18 protein-coding genes, 1 tRNA gene and 1 riboswitch are annotated in these 20709 nt (G+C 53.3%); of the genes, 14 read left to right on the plus strand and 5 right to left on the minus strand.

Translation table 11 applies throughout. The features are described from left to right. Positions 1 to 260 precede the first annotated feature (260 nt). A riboswitch (cobalamin riboswitch) is annotated at positions 261 to 480 on the minus strand. A 117-nt stretch (positions 481 to 597) separates the two neighbouring features. Together APA10_RS06200 and gabT are read left to right on the plus strand one after the other, a co-directional pair. After that, positions 598 to 1545, plus strand: a complete 948-nt coding sequence (locus APA10_RS06200; protein ID WP_014457557.1) for a LysR substrate-binding domain-containing protein — start codon at positions 598 to 600, stop codon at positions 1543 to 1545. 158 nt (positions 1546 to 1703) lie between these two features. Then, complete coding sequence (gene gabT, locus APA10_RS06205; protein ID WP_003630535.1) at positions 1704 to 2990, plus strand: 4-aminobutyrate--2-oxoglutarate transaminase; 1287 nt, start codon at positions 1704 to 1706, stop codon at positions 2988 to 2990. 377 nt (positions 2991 to 3367) lie between these two features. Here gabT and APA10_RS06210 read toward each other — a convergent pair whose 3' ends face one another. After that, positions 3368 to 3958, minus strand: coding sequence for an endoglucanase (locus tag APA10_RS06210; protein WP_050923549.1), 591 nt, complete (start codon positions 3956 to 3958; stop codon positions 3368 to 3370). A 2-nt stretch (positions 3959 to 3960) separates the two neighbouring features. Further along, positions 3961 to 4425, minus strand: coding sequence for a Holliday junction resolvase RuvX (gene ruvX / locus APA10_RS06215; protein ID WP_003630537.1), 465 nt, complete (start codon positions 4423 to 4425; stop codon positions 3961 to 3963). Between the two features lie 80 nt (positions 4426 to 4505). Between ruvX and gatC the strand changes: the two genes are divergently transcribed. The 4 genes from gatC (at position 4506) to APA10_RS06235 (ending at position 7926) form a co-directional block, all read left to right on the plus strand. Continuing rightward, positions 4506 to 4793, plus strand: a complete 288-nt coding sequence (gatC, locus tag APA10_RS06220) for an Asp-tRNA(Asn)/Glu-tRNA(Gln) amidotransferase subunit GatC (RefSeq protein ID WP_003626251.1) — start codon at positions 4506 to 4508, stop codon at positions 4791 to 4793. After that, entirely contained in the window at positions 4793 to 6280 is a 1488-nt protein-coding gene (gene gatA, locus APA10_RS06225) for an Asp-tRNA(Asn)/Glu-tRNA(Gln) amidotransferase subunit GatA (protein ID WP_003630538.1), read from the plus strand. Before gatC ends, gatA begins: the two co-directional genes overlap by 1 nt. Next, the gene (gatB, locus tag APA10_RS06230) at positions 6277 to 7731 is read left to right on the plus strand and encodes an Asp-tRNA(Asn)/Glu-tRNA(Gln) amidotransferase subunit GatB (protein ID WP_003630539.1); all 1455 of its coding nucleotides are present in this window, start codon (positions 6277 to 6279) and stop codon (positions 7729 to 7731) included. The genes gatA and gatB overlap by 4 nt, the downstream gene beginning before the upstream one ends. Before the next feature lie 102 nt (positions 7732 to 7833). Continuing rightward, positions 7834 to 7926: transfer RNA gene (locus tag APA10_RS06235), tRNA-Ser, on the plus strand. 66 nt (positions 7927 to 7992) lie between these two features. Here APA10_RS06235 and APA10_RS06240 read toward each other — a convergent pair. Beyond that, on the minus strand, positions 7993 to 9786 hold the full coding sequence (locus APA10_RS06240) for an ABC transporter ATP-binding protein (protein ID WP_003630541.1): 1794 nt from the start codon (positions 9784 to 9786) through the stop codon (positions 7993 to 7995). A gap of 117 nt (positions 9787 to 9903) precedes the next feature. On the opposite strand from APA10_RS06240, the gene nth reads away from it, so the two are divergent. Next, positions 9904 to 10713 (plus strand): endonuclease III, encoded by an 810-nt coding sequence (gene nth / locus APA10_RS06245; protein WP_050923551.1) that lies wholly within the window; start codon positions 9904 to 9906, stop codon positions 10711 to 10713. Between the two features lie 39 nt (positions 10714 to 10752). On the opposite strand, the gene hemH is transcribed toward nth, so the two are convergent. Beyond that, the gene (hemH, locus tag APA10_RS06250) at positions 10753 to 11781 is read right to left on the minus strand and encodes a ferrochelatase (protein WP_003630545.1); all 1029 of its coding nucleotides are present in this window, start codon (positions 11779 to 11781) and stop codon (positions 10753 to 10755) included. Positions 11782 to 11783: 2 nt separating this feature from the next. Beyond that, the gene (gene mutY / locus APA10_RS06255; protein ID WP_003630546.1) at positions 11784 to 12857 is read right to left on the minus strand and encodes an A/G-specific adenine glycosylase; all 1074 of its coding nucleotides are present in this window, start codon (positions 12855 to 12857) and stop codon (positions 11784 to 11786) included. A 10-nt stretch (positions 12858 to 12867) separates the two neighbouring features. Between mutY and APA10_RS06260 the strand changes: the two genes are divergently transcribed. From APA10_RS06260 to holA, 7 genes are all read left to right on the plus strand, one after another. Beyond that, positions 12868 to 13404 (plus strand): DUF721 domain-containing protein, encoded by a 537-nt coding sequence (locus APA10_RS06260; protein WP_003630547.1) that lies wholly within the window; start codon positions 12868 to 12870, stop codon positions 13402 to 13404. A gap of 183 nt (positions 13405 to 13587) precedes the next feature. Continuing rightward, positions 13588 to 13809: a hypothetical protein gene (locus APA10_RS06265; RefSeq protein ID WP_035366233.1), complete on the plus strand. Its 222-nt coding sequence runs from the start codon at positions 13588 to 13590 to the stop codon at positions 13807 to 13809. A gap of 97 nt (positions 13810 to 13906) precedes the next feature. Further along, the gene (locus APA10_RS06270) at positions 13907 to 14977 is read left to right on the plus strand and encodes a lytic transglycosylase domain-containing protein (protein WP_231111173.1); all 1071 of its coding nucleotides are present in this window, start codon (positions 13907 to 13909) and stop codon (positions 14975 to 14977) included. Between the two features lie 239 nt (positions 14978 to 15216). Continuing rightward, positions 15217 to 15753: a DUF3576 domain-containing protein gene (locus APA10_RS06275; protein ID WP_014457565.1), complete on the plus strand. Its 537-nt coding sequence runs from the start codon at positions 15217 to 15219 to the stop codon at positions 15751 to 15753. A 59-nt stretch (positions 15754 to 15812) separates the two neighbouring features. After that, on the plus strand, positions 15813 to 18431 hold the full coding sequence (leuS, locus tag APA10_RS06280) for a leucine--tRNA ligase (RefSeq protein WP_003630551.1): 2619 nt from the start codon (positions 15813 to 15815) through the stop codon (positions 18429 to 18431). Next, positions 18431 to 19126, plus strand: a complete 696-nt coding sequence (locus APA10_RS06285; RefSeq protein WP_003630553.1) for an LPS assembly lipoprotein LptE — start codon at positions 18431 to 18433, stop codon at positions 19124 to 19126. Before leuS ends, APA10_RS06285 begins: the two co-directional genes overlap by 1 nt. Before the next feature lie 15 nt (positions 19127 to 19141). Continuing rightward, a complete protein-coding gene (gene holA, locus APA10_RS06290; RefSeq protein WP_003630555.1) occupies positions 19142 to 20155 on the plus strand; it encodes a DNA polymerase III subunit delta in 1014 nt (337 codons plus the stop codon). Positions 20156 to 20709 lie beyond the last annotated feature (554 nt).

Below are 20709 nucleotides of genomic sequence, written 5' to 3' on the forward strand. Positions count from 1 at the left end.
TAACCGGCGACGGTCCTGCTCAACCTGCGTCTCTTCACCATGCGCTAGGGCAGGCAGGTTGCCCAACACCCCTCCGGCCAGAAGCAAACAATGCAGAGAATACGGAAATCTCTTCCAAATTCTGTTTGTAGGGAAAGGCATTGTTACACTTCACCGTGCAGCATGCAGGTAAAACAACCAAAGGGATTACAAGAAAAACCTGCTAAAAGCAGAGAAGTAAACATAGTACATTATCCACCTCCGGTTCCCTCGCCCGGCGGTTAAACAAGACAACAACGGCAGGTCTCCTGACTTGCGGGTCATGGCACGTTACTCAGCCTTCCCGATGCTGCCATCAGTGGCTGCCGCTTTATGCGGCCAAGGAGTAATACGCTCTCCGCCTACAGTTGCGAGGGCAGTTGCCGACTGAGTTCCGATGCTGGAGCCTCCGGCATTCCCTTTCAAACCCGCTTGCGCGGGACCGTTGTAAGGTGGCGTAATCCTTACCTTATTTTGGCCTTATATTTCAATCTTTGGCTGAATATACGTGCATCACTCTTGCCAGAACTCCCATTTTAACCCACCTGTTTCTCCAGACTTTTCCCTGACTGGCGACTTATGGACCAACGATACCGCATTCCACCTCTAGCCATGCTCAATGCCTTTACGGCATTTGCACGCACGGGCGGTATCAGACGGGCAGCAGCAGAGTTGCGCGTAGATCACGCCGCCATCAGCCGCCACATTCGGGATCTGGAAAATATTCTAGGCACCCCTTTGCGAGATAAGGAAACGGGAACCCTTACACTCGCGGGCCACACGTATTATTCCCGCATCACTCCACTGTTAGAAGAACTGGCGACTGCCACAGCAGATATCCGCAACCATACGCCGCCCCTTACCATTACCTGTGCTCATGGATTTGCTTATCATTGGCTGCTGCCGCGGCTTTCCACATTTCGGCGTGCACACCCTCAACTGGAAATCATGCTGCGCCCGGTAGATGCCAATACGGCGTTTCATGTTACTGGCGTGGAAACAGATAATCATGCCCATATCGGCTATGTGCGGGATGATGCTCCGTTAGCCGAACCACGCAACACACGCAGCATGATTATTGCCCGGCCGGATGTTTTTCCGGTAGCGGCCCCCATCTGCCTGACAGAACTGGGCGGCCAACCCCGCACAACGGCAGATTTGCTGCGCGCGCCCTTGTTGCAGGAAGAAGATGAAGCCGAATGGAAACTTTGGTTTCATGCACAAAATGTTGCCTGCACAAAACTGCCAGCCGCAACGCGCCTGTGGCAGGCCCATATTACATTGGCTGCTGCGCGCGCTGGAGAAGGCATCGCCCTGGGCAATATTTTCCTGCTGGGGAATGATCTTGAAACAGGCCATCTGGTGCGCGTGCAGCCTACGCAAACCCCTTTGCGAGAAGTGGCCTTGGGGGCTTATCTGCTGCGGGCTTCCACCGCCACATGGGAGAAAAAATCCCTCATCACGTTCCGAAACTGGCTTTTGGAACAGGTAGAACTGGAAACCCAGAACACATCCACCCTGCCTTAATACTAGCAGGCATAGGCACACCAATATGTGCGCGCCAAATAGATGGTGACTTTTTATCACCATAGAGGCAACAAAAAATCTCCTCCCCCTACCGTGCGAAACATTTTACGGAACAGAAACAACTTTGCCCGCAACATAGTTCCCGGGAGCCCGTATTAATGGCCACGAATAAAGACCTTCTGAACCGCCGCACCAATGCTGTGCCGCGCGGTGTTGCCACTTCCACCCCTGTTTTTGCAGACCGCGCAGAAAATGCCGAAATCTGGGATGTGGAAGGCAAACGCTATGTTGATTTTGCTGGCGGCATTGCTGTTCTGAACGTTGGCCATCGCCACCCAAAAGTGATGGACGCTGTTAAAAAGCAGCTAGACCGTTTTACCCACACGGCTTTTCAGGTTTCTGCTTACGAGCCCTATATTGAACTGGCTGAAAAGCTGAACGTCCGCGCACCGTTCTCTGGCGATGCCAAAACCATTTTCTTCACCACGGGTGGGGAAGCCACAGAAAACGCCGTAAAAATTGCGCGTGCCGCAACTGGCCGTAATGGCGTGATTGCTTTCTGTGGTGGGTTCCACGGTCGCACGCTGCTGGCTTCTGCACTTACGGGCAAGGTTCTGCCTTACAAGGCACCTTTCGGCACCCTGCCTGGCGAAGTTTACCACATCCCCTTCCCCGATGGTCATGACATCACGGTGGAAGACAGCCTGAAGATGCTGAACTTCCTGTTTGCTGCTGATATCTCCCCCAACAATGTGGCCGCCATTATTATTGAGCCTGTGCAGGGTGAAGGCGGCTTCCGCGTTGCCCCTACTGCACTACTCAAACACCTGCGCGCGATTTGCGACCAACACGGCATTAAACTGATTGCCGATGAAGTGCAGAGCGGCTTTGCCCGTACTGGCAAGCTGTTTGGTATTGAACATTCTGGCGTAGAACCGGATCTGGTGTGCATTGCCAAGTCTCTGGCAGGTGGCTTCCCGCTTTCCGGCGTCATTGGCCGTGCGGAACTGATGGATTCTGTTCCTCCCGGTGGCTTGGGTGGCACATATGCTGGTGCTCCGCTGGGCTGTGCTGCTGGGCTGGCCGTGCTGGATATTATTGAAGAAGAAAAGCTGCTGGACCGCGCCAACAGTATGGGCGAACGCCTGAAAGCCCGCATTGCAGGCTGGCACAAGCGCACAGATATGCTGCCTGTCAGCATGCCACGTGGGCTGGGCGCAATGGTTGCCTTTGATATTCTGGAACGCCATGAAGGTGTGGAACAGCGCAAGGGCTTTGGTTCCAAACTGTGTGCCCGTGCCTGTGAAAAAGGCCTGATCCTGTTGGCCTGTGGTGTGCAGGGCGCTACAATCCGTATCCTGACACCGCTGACTGCATCTGATGAACTGGTTGATGAAGGCTTGGACATCATCGAACAGATTCTGCTGGAAGAAGCAAAAGCCTGATCTGCATTTTTCTACAGTCATCAGCAAAAAGGCGGCCTTTTCTGGGGCCGCCTTTTTCTTTACCTTGTCATATATTTTTAAAATCAGAATTCATTTCATCAAGTATACCGTCATAGTCAGGCCATCATTCCTGCTTAGTCTTGAAAATAACGATCAAGAAAAACAGGAGGCCAGAATGACAGCATTTGGCGCGTATTGGCTGCAAATACAAAATTCTTTTCGCAAATTACTTCACGCTTTGCACAATTTAAAAATGCGCAAAGCTGCACATATCAAACATTAAATATTCCAGCCCCTCCTGTTTCCTATGCAAACCACAAAAAAGCCCGCCTACCATCAAAGGTAGAGCGGGCTTTTTTAGCCGTCGTTATACAGCGTTATTTTTTGTCATCAGAAAACGTGTTCTGGCCCCAGCGGCCAACATCATGCGCGGCATTTTCTGTACCTTCCTTGGTCTTGTTCCAAGCGTGCTCAGTGCCTTCACTTGTTTTGTCCCATGCCTTGCGAGAACCGTCCTTGGTTTTGTCCCAAGTTTTTTCAGTGCCTTCGCGGGTTTTATCCCAAGCGTTGTGGGTGCCTTCCTTGGTCTTATCCCACGCCTTTTCACTGCCTTCGGTGGTCTTGTCCCAAGTCTTGCGAGAACCGTCCTTGGTCTTGTCCCACACTTTTTCTGTGCCGTTGCTTGTCTTTTCCCAAGCCTTGTTCGTGCCTTCCTTGGTCTTGTTCCACGCGTGCTCGGTGCCTTCACGGGTGTTATCCCATGCGCGGCCCAACACGCCTTCTTCAGCGTGGGCGCAAGGAAGGCTGAGAGCAAACATGGCAGCACCCAGCAGAGTTGTAGCGGCCATCCGAAAAGAATTATGAGACACGAGATACATCCTCTTAAGTGAAAACCTTATCGTTAAATGTAAGTATTCAAAGGCTTTATGGCAAATGTGCGCCACATCCGTGGCAATACCGCCAAACACGTTTAACGTGGCAGAGAGTCCAGTGCGGCCTGCAAGATGTATGCTGCAGCCAGCCGGTCCACCATTTCTGCCCGGCGCGCGCGGGAGAGATCGGCCTCATCAATAAGCATACGATTCACCGCGGATGAGGAAAGGCGCTCATCCCACTGGCACACAGGCAAACCTGTCTGTTCCGAAAGCGCAAGCGCCCAATCACGGCTGGCCTGCGCTGCGGGGCCAAAGGACCCATCCAAAGAAAGAGGGATCCCCACAACCATGCCGCCAATTTCGTGTTCTTTGGCAAGATCACGAATAAAATTGGCCATTTGCCCCAGCTTACCGCGCTTTACTGTTTGGAATGGTGAGGCCACCATGCGCGAAACATCGGAAAGCGCCAGCCCCACCTGCTTTTTGCCGGGGTCTATCCCCAGCAGGCGTGCGTGTCTGGGCAGGGTTGCAACAAGGTCTGTCAGGCTAAGCAGTGTCATACGGACGGTATGTTGCCTTTCGCGCGATTATGCTAGGTGCTTTCTTCCTATTGAGATCAAGAAAAGAGGGGTCCGCTTTCATGTCGCTAGACCTTGCGACCACCCGCCGCATTGCCAAACTGGCCCGTATCGGGCTGGAAGAGCATGAGCTTGAAGCCACACGCCAGAAGCTGAACGGTATTCTGGGCTGGATTGACCAGCTTGCCGAAGTGGATGTGGAAGGCGTTCCCCCCATGGTGGGGACAGAAACCGAAACCCTGCGCCAGCGGGAAGATAAGGTAACAGACGGAAACTGCCGTGATGCCCTGCTGGCCTGTGCGCCAGAAACATCTGGCCCCTTCTACACAGTACCCAAGGTGGTGGAATAATGCTGACCGGACTGACGCTCACCAAAGCGCGTGAAGGGCTTGCCGCCCGCAAATTTTCTGCACGGGAACTGGCCAAAGCCCAGCTGGACGCCATTGCCCGCCTGAACCCGGTGCTGAATGCCTATATTACCGTGCTGCCAGAAGAAACAGTTCTGGCTGCGGCAGATGCGGCAGATGCGCGTTACGCCGCAGGCACTGCAGGCCTTATGGATGGCCTGCCCATTGGTGTGAAAGATCTGTTCTGCACCAAAGGCGTGCGCACCACGGCCGCCAGCAAGATGCTGGAAAACTTTGTGCCGCCTTATGAAAGCACAGTAACAGCCAACCTGCTGAAAGCTGGTGCGGTTTTCCTTGGCAAAACCAACCTTGATGAATTTGCCATGGGCTCTGCCAACATCACATCGGCTTTCGGACCGGTGGCAAGCCCGTGGAAGCGTAAGGATGATCCCTCCGCCACACTGGTGCCGGGTGGATCTTCCGGTGGGTCTTCCGCCGCTGTTGCTGCTGGCTTGGGCCTTGCTGCCACAGGCACGGATACCGGTGGTTCCATCCGCCAGCCTGCCGCGTATTGCGGTATTGTGGGGCTCAAGCCCACCTATGGCCGTTGCAGCCGCTGGGGCACCATTGCCTTCGCAAGCTCGCTCGATCAGGCTGGCCCCATGACGCGCTGCGTGGCAGATGCCGGGCTGATGCTAGAAGCCATGGCTGGCTTTGATGAAAAAGACAGCACCTGCTCAAACCGCCCAGTGCCTGCTTTCAGCAAAGCTGTTGGTAAAAGCGTAAAGGGCCTGCGCGTGGGTATTCCCACAGAATATCGCTCCCCCAACCTGCCGGCCGAAGTTGTGGCTATGTGGGAACAGGGCATTGCATGGCTGAAAGAAGCCGGTTGCGAGATTGTGGATGTTTCTCTCCCGCACACCAAATACGGCCTGACCACCTATTACATTATTGCTCCGGCTGAATGCTCCTCCAACCTGGCGCGTTATGATGGCATCCGCTTTGGCATCCGCAAGGATGCGCCTACGCTGGATGGTGTATATGAAGCCACGCGCGCCGCAGGGTTTGGTGCAGAAGTGCGCAACCGTATCCTGATGGGCACCTATGTACTTTCTGCTGGCTACTACGATGCTTACTATCTGAAAGCCCAGAAAGTCCGCACCCTTATCAAGCGCGATTTTGAACAGGCGTTTGAAAATGTAGATGTGCTGCTAACCCCCACCGCGCCATCTGCTGCCTTTGCGCAGGGTGAAAACATGGATGACCCGGTGCAGATGTATCTGAACGATATCTTTACCGTGCCCGCCAGCATGGCCGGCGTGCCTGCCCTTTCCGTTCCAGTTGGGCTGAACGGTAATGGCCTGCCGCTGGGGCTGCAGGTCATTGGCAAACATTTTGATGAAGAAACCGTGCTGTCCATTGGCGGCGCGTTAGAAGCGGCGGCAGGCTTTACGCACCTTCCGTCCGTACATGCGGGAGCAGGCGCATGAGCTACGTAATTGAAGGTAAAACCGGCCCGTGGGAAATTGTGGTGGGGCTGGAAGTGCATGCACAGGTTATCAGTCAGTCCAAGCTGTTTTCCGGTGCTTCCACAAAATTTGGGGGTGACCCGAACACACAGGTCAGCCTTGTTGATGCGGCCTTCCCCGGTATGCTGCCTGTTATCAACAAGGAATGCGTGGCGCAGGCCATCCGCACCGGGTTGGGGCTGAATGCCCAGATCAACCTGTTCAGCCGGTTTGACCGTAAAAACTACTTTTACGCCGACCTGCCGCAGGGTTACCAGATCAGCCAGTTCGAGCACCCCATTATCGGCAAGGGCTCTATCGAAATTGAGCTTCAAAGCGGTGAAACACGCCAGATTGGCATTACCCGCCTGCATCTGGAGCAGGACGCCGGTAAGCTGCTGCATGATCAGGACCCAACAAAATCCTTTGTGGACCTGAACCGCGCCGGCGTGGCCCTGATGGAAATTGTGAGCGAACCCGATATTCGCGAACCAGAAGAAGCCGGGGCCTACCTGCGTAAGCTGCGCCAGATTCTGCGCTATCTGGGCACGTGTGATGGCAACATGGAAGAAGGCTCCATGCGTGCGGACGTAAACGTTTCTGTGCGCAAAGCGGGCGAACCCTTCCGCACCCGTTGCGAGATCAAGAACGTCAACTCCATCCGCTTTGTTATGCAGGCCATTGAAGTGGAAGCCACACGCCAGATTGAAATCTGGGAAAACGGTGGCGAAGTTGATCAGGAAACACGCCTGTTTGATCCAGGCCGCGGTGAAACTCGCACCATGCGTTCCAAGGAAGATGCGCATGATTACCGCTATTTCCCAGATCCTGACCTGCTGCCGCTGGTGGTAGAACAGGCATGGGTGGATGAACTGAAATCCAAGCTGCCAGAACTGCCGGACGCAAAGCGTGCACGCTTCCAGAAAGATTACGGCATTCCATCCTACGATGCTGGCGTGCTGGTTGCAGAACAGGCTGTGGCTGATTTTTACGAAACAGTGGCCAAAGGGCGCGACGGCAAGTTGGCGGCAAGCTGGGTAATTGGTGATCTGTTTGCAGCCCTGAACCGCACCAGCAACACCATTGAAACCAGCCCTGTCAGTGCGGCCTCCTTGGGTAAAATGCTTGATCTGATTGCTGATGGCACCATCAACGGTAAGATTGCCAAGGAAGTGTTTGAAGACATGGTGGAAACCGGTGATAGCCCGGATGCCATTGTGGAACGCAAAGGCCTGCGGCAGGTCACCGACACAGGTGTGATTGATGCCGCCATTGCCGCCATTTTGGAAAAACATGCGGATAAGGTGGCAGAATACCGTGGCGGCAAAGACAAGCTGTTCGGATTCTTTGTGGGACAGGTCATGAAGGAAACCAAAGGCAAGGCAAACCCTGCTCTGGTAAATTCGGCCCTGAAGGCTCAGCTAGACGGCTAAAATCCACAATTTGAAAAAATAAGTTTTCAGGGGGTTTGACGGAACGCGTTGAACCCCCTAAAAGCAGCGGTGCAAACGTCGTGTATGTTCGCACTCTTCGGCGGAGGGGTGGCCGAGTGGCTGAAGGCGGCGGTTTGCTAAACCGTTATACGATGTCAAGTCGTATCGAGGGTTCGAATCCCTTCCCCTCCGCCAGAGATAGAAATCTCCCCCAATTCCATAATTTACGTATTTCCCAGCCTTCTTCCACGCCAAGGCGCGTTAAAGGGACTGCAAATCATACAACCGGCGGTACAGCCCGTTTTGTTGCTGAATCAGCGTTGTATGTGCGCCATCTTCTACAATCTGGCCGTGTTCAAAAACCAGAATCCGATCCAGCCCCACAACAGTGGCAAGACGGTGTGCAACCACCAGAACGGTACGACCTGTCATCAGGCGCTCCATTGCTTCCTGCACCAATGCTTCGGATTCGGAATCCAGACTGGCAGTAGCTTCATCCAACACCAGTATGGGGGCATCAGCCAAAAAGGCGCGCGCAATGGCAATGCGCTGACGCTCCCCTCCCGAAAGTTTGACCCCTCGCTCACCCACTAGCGTTTGGTATCCTTCGGGGAGCCTATCAATAAAACCAGCGGCATTGGCTAATTGGGCCGCCTGCGCAATTTGCTCTGGCGTGGCATCTGGCCTGCCATAAGCAATATTTTCTGCCAGACTCCGATGAAACAGCACAGCTTCCTGCGGCACTAAGGCAATTTTTGCCCGCAAATCAGACTGACGCACGCGTGCAATATCTGTGCCATCAATCAAGATTCTGCCTGACTGCGGCACATAAAAGCGCTGTAGCAGTTTAATGAAACTTGATTTCCCTGAACCAGAAGGCCCTACCAACCCCACCCGGCTACCGGCGGCAATTGTAACGGAAATATCTGTAAAAAGCGCCCGCTCCTGCCCCGGATATTTAAACAAGACATGTTCAAAACGGATTTCCCCTGCACTCACTTGCAAAGGTACTGGATTGGCGGGGTCTGCTACTGCCGCAGGCGTTCTCCACAACGCCAGTAACTCTTCCATTTCATTGACAGATCTCTGCACGACGGAAACCTGCTGCCCAATATCGCGCAGGTATCCCTGCACCAAAAAGGTCATGGTCAGCACATAAGCTACATCACCAGGGCCAGCACGCCCCTTCCACCACAACCAAACTGCTGCACCAGCCAGAATAAGGCGCATACACATCACAACGCCTGCCTGAATGTTGGCGCTGTCTGTACCTTTGGTCCATGTATAAATGGTGGCCTTTCGCCATTTAGAAATAAGTACCTGTAGTCGGCTTTCTTCACGCTGTTCTGCACCAAAAGCTTTTACAACCGTATTGCAGGTTATGGCGTCTGCCAGAGCAGCACCCATACGGCTATCCCACGCATTGGCAGCACGCGCAGAAGGCGCCACGTAACGCAGCGTTAATGTGCAGGAAAGCACAATAAATAAAACGGAAAGCACACCCAGAATGGCCCCCATAAACGGCCAATGCCACCCCAGCACCAGAGTTGTCAGCACCAACAAACACGCTTCGGGTATCAGCATTAAAAGCAGCGTATCATCCAGCATGTCTACAGCCCACATACCGCGCGTTAAGCGCCGCACCGTGGAACCTGCAAACGTATTGGCATGCCATTCTGCGGAAAGCTTTTGTACATGCGCAAAAGCTTCGGAACCTATTTTCTGCATGACCTGAGTGGTCAGGTGCGTAATGCCCAAATAAGCGTACCGCTTTAACAGCACATTCCCAAACCCACATGCTGCCATGGCGGCAAGCATCCATAGGGCGTCATGCACTTTGCCTGCCTGCGCTGCCGGAGCGGAAACATCTGTTACCAAACGCCCCGCAGCCAAAGGCATCAGCACATCAGCCACCGTAGCAGCCAAAATGCTCCCGGCTGTTATGGTTAAGGGCAGAGGGAACACCAGCCAGCGCCGCACCACAAACTTCAGCACATCCACAAAAAGCGATGCCTTACGCCCGGATTCGACATGACTTTCTGAAGCTTGTGACATGATAAAAACCTGAAAAAACAAAACCGATGCGCTGTGTATCCTGAGACATAAAGCCCTGCAAATCCGGAATGCGCATCAGCATGGACGCCATACAGCCAGACGCGTTACACTGCACCTATGGCCAAAAAACCCACCACAGCAGCCCCCGTGAACTCAGACAAACCGATGGATAAGTCGCGGGCAAAAAAACGCACGATAGCCAAAAAAACGGCCCCAGCCACACCTAGCAGTGGACCGGCTGCTATTGCGCCACGAGATATGACGCCGCAGGAAATATACAGTTTTCTGACAGACCTTTCCCAAGCATGGCCAGATGCTCAAACTGAACTACTTTACACCACACCCTTTACGCTACTGGTGGCCGTAGTACTTTCAGCTCAGGCAACAGATGCCTCCGTCAACCGCGTAACACCTGCTTTGTTTGAGGCCGCCCCCACTCCTGCCGCCATGGAGGAACTGGGAGAAGAAGAAGTGGGCAAACTTATTCGCACCATTGGGCTGTGGCGCAACAAAGCCAAAAATGTGGTCGAACTTTCCCGCCAACTTGTAGAAGACCATCATGGTGAAGTGCCCGGCACGCGGGAAGAATTGGAAAAACTGGCTGGTGTAGGCCGCAAAACAGCAAACGTTGTGCTGAATGTTGCGTTCCACAAACCTACCGTACCGGTAGATACGCATGTTTTCCGTTTGGCTAATAGGTCTGGGCTAGGACGGGGCAAAACCGTAGAGGCTGTTGAAAAAGCTCTGGAAGCCCGTATTCCTCTGGAAATGATCCAGCCTTCCCACCATTGGATGATTCTTCAGGGAAGATATGTCTGTAAAGCCAGAAAACCTGAGTGCTGGCGCTGTAATGCTCAAAATCCCTGCCTGTTTCCAGACAAAACACCCGCGCCACGTGTAAAGGCACCGAAAACCTTAGCCGGGTAGAATCCCACACAGGCTCTACCTGGCTAGATGGCAAAACCCTTATAGCCAGCCTGCAAGTTCCTGATGTGCTAAAGACTCCAGCAAATCAATGCTGGCAGGCGTATCATTCAGGCATGGCACCAGAGTAAACTCCTGCCCGCCTGCCTGTATGAATTCTTCGCGCACTTCGTTGCCGATTTCATCCAGTGTTTCCAGACAATCCGCCATAAAGCAGGGTGTTACAACGGCAATGCTGGTAATGCCTTTCTCCGGCAAACCGGCAATAAATGGTGCCGTGTAAGGTTCCAACCATTTGGTTGGCCCAAACCGGGACTGGAATGTCATGGGCAGGGTTGTTTCATCCCGCCCCAACTCCTTGCGTAAGGCCACAACAGTTCTTTCACATTCCGCCCGATAGGAATCACCCTTGCGAACATATTCTTCTGGCAAACCGTGAAAGGAGGCGACAATCATCTGGAAAGGAATATCAGCTTCTGCCTCTGTCAGACGGATAGAATCTGCAATAGCTTTAATAAAAGCCGGGTTATCCGGAAATGATGGAAGTGTGCGTATGGCAGGCTGATTACGCAAACGCATCAGCGCACGAAACAACTGGTCATTTGCTGTTGCTGTTGTTGTGGCGCTGTACTGCGGATAAAGCGGCATGCACAAAACGCGATCACACCCTTTTTCAAGCAATTCGTGCAGCGCTTGCGCAATAGTCGGCGTGCCATAACGCATACCCCAAGCAACAGGCACATTTTGTGCCGCAAAACGCTCGCTCAGTGCTTCAGCCTGATGGCGCGTATAGGTGCGCAAGGGGCTTTCATCTTTATGAGTATTCCAGATACGCGCGTAGGCTTTCCCGCTTCTACGCGGGCGAGTTGTCAGCACAACCCCTTGCAAGATTGGCTGCCAAAGTGCTGGAGGCCCTTCTATCACCCGACGGTCAGACAGAAATTCGGAAAGATAACGGCGCACGGCCCGGTAGCCTGTATCATCCGGGGTGCCCAGATTAACCAACAGGATACCAACTCGTGGGGCAGCCTGTGCGTGTTGTGGCTGAGGCGGAATATGATGAAAAACCATGTTTATGACTTCTTTTCTTTCAAACAGCTTAAACCTTTTTCAAAGCATTTCTGCATCACAGAAGGTAATGCTGTATCTTTCACACATTCCACAGGCACCAAAAAACCATCACTCACAGCCTGATTGGAAAAATGCTTTATCTGGGCCACATATACATCCAGATATAAGGTAAAATGTGTAAACACATGCTTAACACGCCCCGCCAACTTCCAGCCTGCTGCAAAAGGCGCCACTTGTAGAATTTCTGCTTCGCTCCAGTTTTCTAATCGCCATTCAGTGCCGGGCAGTTCCGTCATGGCGGCCAGAAGTCCTTTTTCTGCCCTTTTACGCAGCAGAATTTGCCCGGCTGCATCTTGGGCAAGAAAGGCTGCGCCGTAGCGCACAGGGCGTTCTGCCTTAGGCAGCTTACGCGGTAATTCGGCTGCAATACCCTGTTTATGCCCCGCACATTCCCCTTGCCACGGACACAGGCCACAGGCCGGTGCACGCGGTGAGCACAGAGAAGAACCTAAATCAAACAAAGCCTGTGCAAAGTCAGATGGCCGTTCCTGCGCTTCACGGTCCGCATTTAACGTTATGGCCAGTTGCGCCAATTTTTTACGGGCTGGTGGCAATGCTTCTGTAATGGCGAACAAGCGCGCCGTTACACGCTCCACATTACCATCCACAGGCACCACAGGCACCCCAAAGGCAATGGCTGCCACAGCAGCAGCCGTGTAAGGGCCTATACCTGGCAGGGCACGCAAACCCTGAACATCTTGCGGAAACCCGCCAAGCGCCACCACAGCCTGCGCACAGGCGTGCAAATTACGGGCACGGGAATAATAGCCCAGCCCAGCCCATGCAGCCAGAACGTCTTCCCGATCAGCACTTGCCAAGGCCTGCACTGTCGGAAACTTTTCTGTAAAGCGTAGATAATATGGGGCAACCGCTTTAACAGTGGTCTGCTGTAGCATGATCTCGCTTAACCATACTCGATACGGGTCTGGATGAGACTGGCCAACAACACGCCACGGCAAAGTGCGGCGGTGTCGGTCATACCAATGAAGCAATGCGTGGGCTGATGGATGTGTCACGGAGGCAGTTATGAAGAAGGAAGCCAACGGCGGCAAGGCTGTAACACCTAAAAGCCGCACCACACGCCGCAGCCTTCAAAAAACGGAAGCGGCCCCTCCGCCACGCGCCAGAAACCTGCGTAGCCTTGCTGCACTGCTGCCAACCGTTACGGCACCGGCTTTTCGGCGGCGTTCCCCCACAGGCGCTATGTTAATGAGCCAGTGGCCAGATGTGGTAGGCCCGGCACATGCGGCTGTTACAAGCCCGCGCCGTCTTTCTGCTGGCACATTAACCATTGCATGTGCTGGTCCTGTTGCCATGGAGCTTCAGCATCTGGGGGATACGCTTATTGCACGTATCAACACATGGTGTGGGGAACCTTTGGTGAGCCGCCTGCGCTTTGTGCAGGACCCAGCCGCAGGCGTTCGCCCCCGACCACAACGCAGAAAACCCCAGAAACCCGGCGTGATCTGCACACTCCCTGAACTGGAAGAAGGCCCTTTACGGCAGGCTTTGGAAACTTTGGGGACTGATATTTTAAAAAGTCAGAGTAAAAAACGTTCGTAATGCAAAGAAAGATTACCCAGCTATATTGTAATAAAAAAGTTATTTTGAACCTCTGTTCTTGAAATTGACATAATCTTATTGCCTTACAAAGCCCAGTTTTTCAAAAGCTGGGCAAAGCCAACTCTTTCGGGCCTTTGTCTGACAATCAAACAACAAATACAGGATAATCACAGGATCTGCGCCATGTTGCGTAAACCTAACACGACACTGAACATGACACACCAGAACACAAACATTTCCACAGGGTATAAAACACGAGATAGCCTTTCCGACCTGCAGTTTCTGCAAGAATGGGTAGCTTCTCCTGCCTATTCCACTGCCAGCGTTTTACGGGCAGGGCAGATCCGCCGGACCAACCCGGATCTGGTACGCCAAGTCGCGGCCAAAACACATAAAACGCCGTAAAATACCTGTTCTCCAGCATTCGCATAAAATCAGGATTGCATCACAAAGGCGCACAGCGCACCATAAGTTAAGTATGTCTTTGCTTATGGGTTGTTCTTTGGCTGTCTCTTCGCGTCAGAAAAAGCGGTTTTTAATGGCTTTTGCCAGCCTTGCCATGCTGGCAGGCTGCGCGAACCAGCCACGTTCCAGCTACAATCCACCCGGCCCTGCCGTAGATAAATGGGGGCCTTATATTCAGGAAGCCTCCACCCGCTTTTCCATCCCTCAGGCATGGATCAGGGCTGTGATGCAGCAGGAATCTGGGGGCCACCAATACATGCATGGCCATCTCACACGTTCTGTGCACGGTGCCGTTGGGCTGATGCAGATTAAGCCAGATACCTACCGGGAACTCGCCAAACGCTACCAGCTTGGCTCGGACCCCTATAATCCGCACGACAACATTATGGCAGGCAGTGGTTACATCCGCCAGCTGTATGACAGGTTTGGTTCCCCCGATTTTCTGGCAGCCTATAGCTGCGGTCCCCAATGTATGGAAAACCACCGTTCTCGCCATACGGCACTGCCTTCTTATGCAAAAGCTTATCTGGCGTCCGTTTCCCCGCATCTGAATGACCCGGTGCCTAGTAGCATTACGCCAGCAAGCGCAATTGCCATTGCAGACACGCAAACCCCAACAGTTACACCTGCTGCTGCGGTTGCACCTGCTCAACAGGTTGCCAGCATTGCCTCACCGGGCATTGCGCCGCCTATTACAGATGACATACAACCACCAGCGCCTTCCGCCACCGATGGCAGTGCTATTCCGGTATCATCTTCCGCTGATACCCAACCAGTAACAGACACGCCACCAACTTATCAGGCCGCCAACACCGCACCCGTTTCTGGGCCTGCAATGGTATGGCAGCAGAACACCCCCTCTGGTGGCGCCATTATCCAAATTGGTGCTTTTTCCTCGCAGGAGAGAGCACAGCATGCCATCCAGATCGCACATCAAGCCACGCCCGCTCTCGCTGGTGCGGAAGATCGCATAGACCGGATTGCCCTTAAAAGCAGCGGACAATCTGTGTGGCGCTCACGCTTGGCGGGGCTACCATCTACCCAGACAGATACAATCTGTATGTCCTTGAAGCAGCAAGGTTTGAACTGCGTTGCCGTAACGCGCTGAATTATATTGCATCCCTTCGGCATCAACCGCGCATACGTGTCCGAGGCATGATTTCTCCTGCCTTACCCTCGTTTTCAATGCGCGGTTGAACATCTCTCCCCAGCAAATGCTTGGCGGGACAGAACTGAAAGGATATGAGATAAGCAGAACATTCACTTGACCCCGAAGCCAGACCTGAACATTTGCAAAGGCGACCGGGAAACACGGATACCCAGCGCTGAAGGAGCCGTACCGACACCATGCTTCGTCGTCTCATGCCCTGCCGTCCCGCCGCCAGCCATGCGCCTGCCGGGTTCCGCCACGCCAGCACCTTGCTTACCGCATGTGCAGGTCTTGGCCTGTTAGCTGCGTGCTCTTCTGGTGATAGATCAGACAATGGTCTGACAGCACCGCGCAACCATCTGCTGGCCGAAGACCGCGGAGCATCTGGCGGTGATGCAGAACTCAAAGGGGGCGTAAACGCCTATTTGTGGCGCGCAACCCTTGATACCCTTTCCTTCCTGCCGGTTTCTACCGCAGATGCAGAAGGTGGTATTATCCTGACAGACTGGTACACCCCACCTGCTGCCCATGATGAACGCTTTAAGGTAACCGCCTTTATTTTGGACAAGCGCCTGCGGTCTGATGCCCTGCGCCTGAGCGTGTTCCGCCAGATCAAGCAAGGGGAAGAATGGGTAGATACCCCACCTGCCCCCAATACCGCATCTGATATTGCTGCACGTATTCTCTCCCGCGCACGTAAGCTGCGGGCCGATAATGGCAACCGGGATAGCTAATTTTATCCCGGCGCCTTTTTCACATTCCCCTTCATTCAGGTCTCAGACACAGAATATTCATGTCCCAGTCTTCCAGCACGCCCACGTCCTATGATTTTAATACGGTTGAACCCAAATGGCAGAAAGCCTGGGCAGATGCCGATATTTTCACCGTTCCTGACGTTCCCCCAGCGAACAAGCCCAAATACTATGTATTGGAAATGTTCCCCTACCCATCTGGGCAGTTGCACATGGGGCATGTGCGCAACTATGCACTGGGAGATGTGATTGCCCGCTATAAGCGCGCTCGTGGTTTTTCTGTGCTGCACCCCATGGGGTGGGATGCGTTTGGCCTGCCAGCAGAAAACGCAGCGCGTGAACGTGGCGTGCACCCCAAGGAATGGACGCTGAACAACATTGCCACCATGCGCGGCACATTGCAGCGTCTGGGCTTTTCTTTGAACTGGGATAGAGAAATAGCAACCTGCCTGCCAGACTACTACGGCAAGCAGCAGAAGCTCTTTTTGGATTTTCTAAAAGGTGGCCTGGTTGAACGGCGTGAAAGCTGGGTCAACTGGGACCCGATTGATCAGACTGTTCTGGCAAATGAACAGGTGGTCGATGGCAAGGGATGGCGTTCTGGCGCCCCTATTGAGAAAAAGCAGCTTTCACAGTGGTTCCTGAAGATCACTGATTTTGCCGAAGATCTGCTGAACGGGCTTAAAACCCTAGACCGCTGGCCAGAACGTGTGCGCACCATGCAGGAACGCTGGATTGGCCGTTCTGAAGGGGCAAAGCTGCGTTTCTCTCTCCATCAGCCGCCCGCCGGACTGGATGAAAACCTGAACGCTGTAGAAGTTTTCACCACCCGGCCGGACACGCTGTTTGGCATGTCCTTTCTGGCCATTGCTCCAGATCACCCGCTGGCTGCATGGGCTGCTCAGCAGAACCCACAAGCGGCAGAATTTGTGGCGGAATGTCGCCGCCTTGGCACATCCGTAGAAGCTGTAGAAACCGCTGAAAAACGCGGTTTTGATACAGGCCTGCGGGTAAACCATCCGTTTATGGATAAAAGCTTTCCGGTCTGGATCGCCAATTTTGTGCTGATGGATTACGGCACAGGCGCACTGTTTGGCTGCCCGGCTGGTGACCAGCGCGATCTGGACTTTGCACATAAATACAACCTGCCAGTCACACCTGTTGTGTTGCCTGCCGGCAAGGATCAGGCTGATTTTGCTATCACCACCACCGCCTATACCGGTGATGGCACCATGATCAATTCCGGCTTCCTTGATGGTCTTTCTACCGAAGATGCGCGGAAAGAAGCCATTTCCCGGCTGGAAGGTTTGGGCATCGGGCAAGGTGTGGTTAATTGGCGCCTGCGTGACTGGGGTATTTCCCGCCAGCGTTATTGGGGCTGCCCTATCCCCATCATTCATTGCGCAGATTGCGGCCCGGTTGCCGTGCCGGATGAGCAACTTCCTGTTGAGCTGCCAGATGATGTGTCTTTTGACAAACCGGGCAACCCGCTGGACCATCACCCCACATGGAAGCACACGACTTGCCCGAAATGTGGCAAGCCCGCCACGCGTGAAACAGACACGTTTGACACGTTTGTGGATAGCTCCTGGTATTTTGCCCGCTTTACAGCACCGCATGCACCTACTCCCACGGTGAGGGCTGCTGCTGATGGCTGGCTGCCTGTCGATCAGTATATCGGTGGTATTGAACACGCCATTCTGCATCTGCTGTATGCACGTTTCTTTACCCGCGCCATGCACCGCACTGGGCATCTGGATGTGGATGAACCCTTTGCCGGGCTGTTCACCCAAGGCATGGTAAGCCATGAAAGCTATAAGGATTCTGCAGGTAACTGGCTGTATCCAGAAGAAGTGGAACGCACAGCGAATGGCTGTGTGAAACGTGGCACCACCGAGCCCGTAACCGTTGGCCGTGTGGAAAAAATGTCCAAATCCAAACGGAATACGGTTGCGCCTGTTGCTATTATTGAGCGCTTTGGTGCCGATACTGCCCGTTGGTTTGTGCTTTCTGACAGCCCGCCTGAACGCGACATGGAATGGACAGAAGCTGGTGTGGCTGGGGCAGCCCGCTTTAGCCAGCGCTTGTTCCGTACCATCCGCACAGTTGCGCAGGATGTTCCGACCACGACAGAATGCCCGACAGATATCGACCGTCAGGCTGATACGCTACGCCGCACCACGCACCGCACCATTGCGGCTGTAACGGAAGCTCTGGAAGGTTTTGCCATTAACGTGGCCGTTGCCCGTATTCATGAGCTAACATCTGCTCTGACAGAAGCTGAAAAATCTGCAACGGTTCCTGGCATGGCCTTTGCACGCCGTGAAGCTGCGCAGACACTGTGCCTCCTTTGCGCACCCATGATGCCGCACCTTGCTGAAGAAATGTTTGCGCTGGTTCTGCCTTCTGCTGGTTTAGCAGCCCAGCAAGCATGGCCAGAAGCCAACCCTGAGCTGCTTACAGCAACGCATATTACAATTGCTGTGCAGATTATGGGCAAACTACGCGGCACTATTGAAGCGCAACCAGATGAAGATGCCGCAGCCGTTGTAGCCCGCGCAGAAGCAGAGCCTAATGTGGCGCGGCTTCTGGAAGGCAAACGCATTGTAAAACGCGTGCATGTTCCTAATCGTATTGTTAACTTTGTAACGGCAGGCTAATGGCTCATTCCCGTTTTTTCCTTCGCTCCGCACGTCTTGCACTGGCAATTGCGCCACTGGTTGCTTTGCCAGTTGTGCTGAGCGGTTGCGGCTTTCAGCCTCTGTATGGAGAAAACGGGAAAAACAACGTAGATGTTAACTCAGAACTTAAAGAAATCTACGTTGCCAATATACCAGAACGCACAGGCCAGCAGTTGCGATTGGCCTTGCAGCAGCAAATGGCTGCAGATGGACCAGAAGACCCACATAAGTACACACTGATTGTGATGCCATCCTTCAATGCAGAAGCGATCGACATTCACTCAGATAACACATCCGGGCGCACGCGCATTACCGGCCATGCCCACTGGCAATTGCTAACTGTAGAGCAAAACCCCAAATTGTTGGCGCAGGGTGATACCACCACAATGGATGGTTACACCAACACATACGAACAGTATTTTGCCCAGACATTGAACAACGAAACAGCTATGGGGCGTGTGGCCCAAACCCTTGGTGAGCAAATTACCCAGCAGGTTTCTACATGGTTCCGCACTCAGGCGGCCCCTGCTGTCTCTCGTGATCAAGGGCCAAAAGCTTTTTATCCTATTCCAACAGCCATGCCAGAATCTGACAAAGAAGTGCCTATGGAACAGGAAGGTGCTGATGCGATTCCAGATATGGCAACTGGGCGTGGTGGACCAAGCCAGTATTAAGCCGGCTTTTATTTCATGAAGATAGACGCCCGCAACCTATCCCGCGTTCTGGCTGATCCTGGCGCATGGCGCATCCTGCTTCTGCATGGTGAAGATACAGGGCTTATTAAAGAACGCGCTCAGGACGCTGTTATTAAAATAGGCGGATCAGCAGATGATCCTTTCCGGGTTACTGTTCTTGACCGTGAAACGCATGAGAAACTGATGGAAGAAGCCACGGCGCTTTCCCTTATGGGGGGCCGTCGTGTGGTGCGTGTGCGGGATGCATCCGATGCCCTGCTCAAGCCGTTAGAGGCCTTTCTGGCCCAAAATAGTGATACTCTTGTTATACTGGAAGCACCGGGCCTTTCATCGCGTTCCAAGCTTCGTGGTTTTCTGGAAAAACATCCCAACTGCGCCAGTATCGGCTGTTACCCAGAAGAAGGCCGTAATCTGGAATCCTCCATTACGCGCATGCTGGCAGAGCATAATGTGCGTATTGATTCTGATGCCTTGCATTGGTTGACCAGTCGGCTGGGTGCAGACCGGGCTGCAGCGCGTAGCGAAATAGAAAAACTATGTTTGTATGCCGGTGATACTGGCAACCTGACATTAGATGATGTGCGTGCAAGCATAGGGGATGCTGGGAGTGTCTCTTTGGAAGATGCGGCTTTTGCAGCAACAGAAGGCAACCGCATTGCCGCAGACACAGCTCTAGAAAGAGCATTAGCGGAAGATACAAGCCCTATTGCCATTGCCAGATCTTTTCTAGGGCATCTGCATAGGCTTCGCCGTGTAAGAGCTGCCATGGCTGCTGGAGTTAGCCGAAGTGAGGCTGTTAAGGCACTTCGGCCCCCAGTTTTTTTTAAACGCACAGCAAGTTTTAACAGGGCATTGGAGTTATGGTCTCTCCCAGCTCTTACCAAAGCCGTGGAAGAAACACAGGCACTGGAATATGCCTGCAAACAAACAGGCAGCCCCGACGCTTTGCTGTGCCGACGGTACGTTTCCACTTTAACTGCTCGGGCAGCCATGCAGGCGAGACGATAGGCCTGTTCGTTTTATCTCTTGTTCCTACCAACCTCTTTCAGTATACGAAAAGCGTGTGTCCGCGTAGCTCAGCAGGATAGAGCACAGGATTCCTATTTAATTGGGCACTATAATTGGAAACATTATAGTGAATCTGCTCAAAGTCGGGGAACGCTTAATCTGGGTAACAGATTGTGCCAATCCCGAGCCAAGCCTTATGCTTTTATAGAATAAGGAAGGTGTAGAGACTGGACGGGCAGTACCTAATAACCTGGTTTCTCAGGTTTATGGTAAAGGGACAGTCCAGACCACGAACGTTGCGTAGTATGTAAATGCAACGGCAGTGAAAGCTGAAGTGGTATGAATCCTGGGGCCGTGGGTTCGAATCCCGCCGCGGACACCAACACACACTTTTCCGCTCTTATAAGTTCTGAACCACATATACGCATTCTATGTGCGTCGTAGAACGTAGAAAGCCCGCTCGGAGAGCGGGCTAAATGCTTGATTTCGTTTGTGAATTCTTGGTTGCGGGGGCAGGATTTGAACCTGCGGCCTTCAGGTTATGAGCCTGACGA

The sequence above is a fragment of the Acetobacter pasteurianus subsp. pasteurianus LMG 1262 = NBRC 106471 genome (assembly GCF_000285275.1).
Taxonomy (GTDB): domain Bacteria; phylum Pseudomonadota; class Alphaproteobacteria; order Acetobacterales; family Acetobacteraceae; genus Acetobacter; species Acetobacter pasteurianus.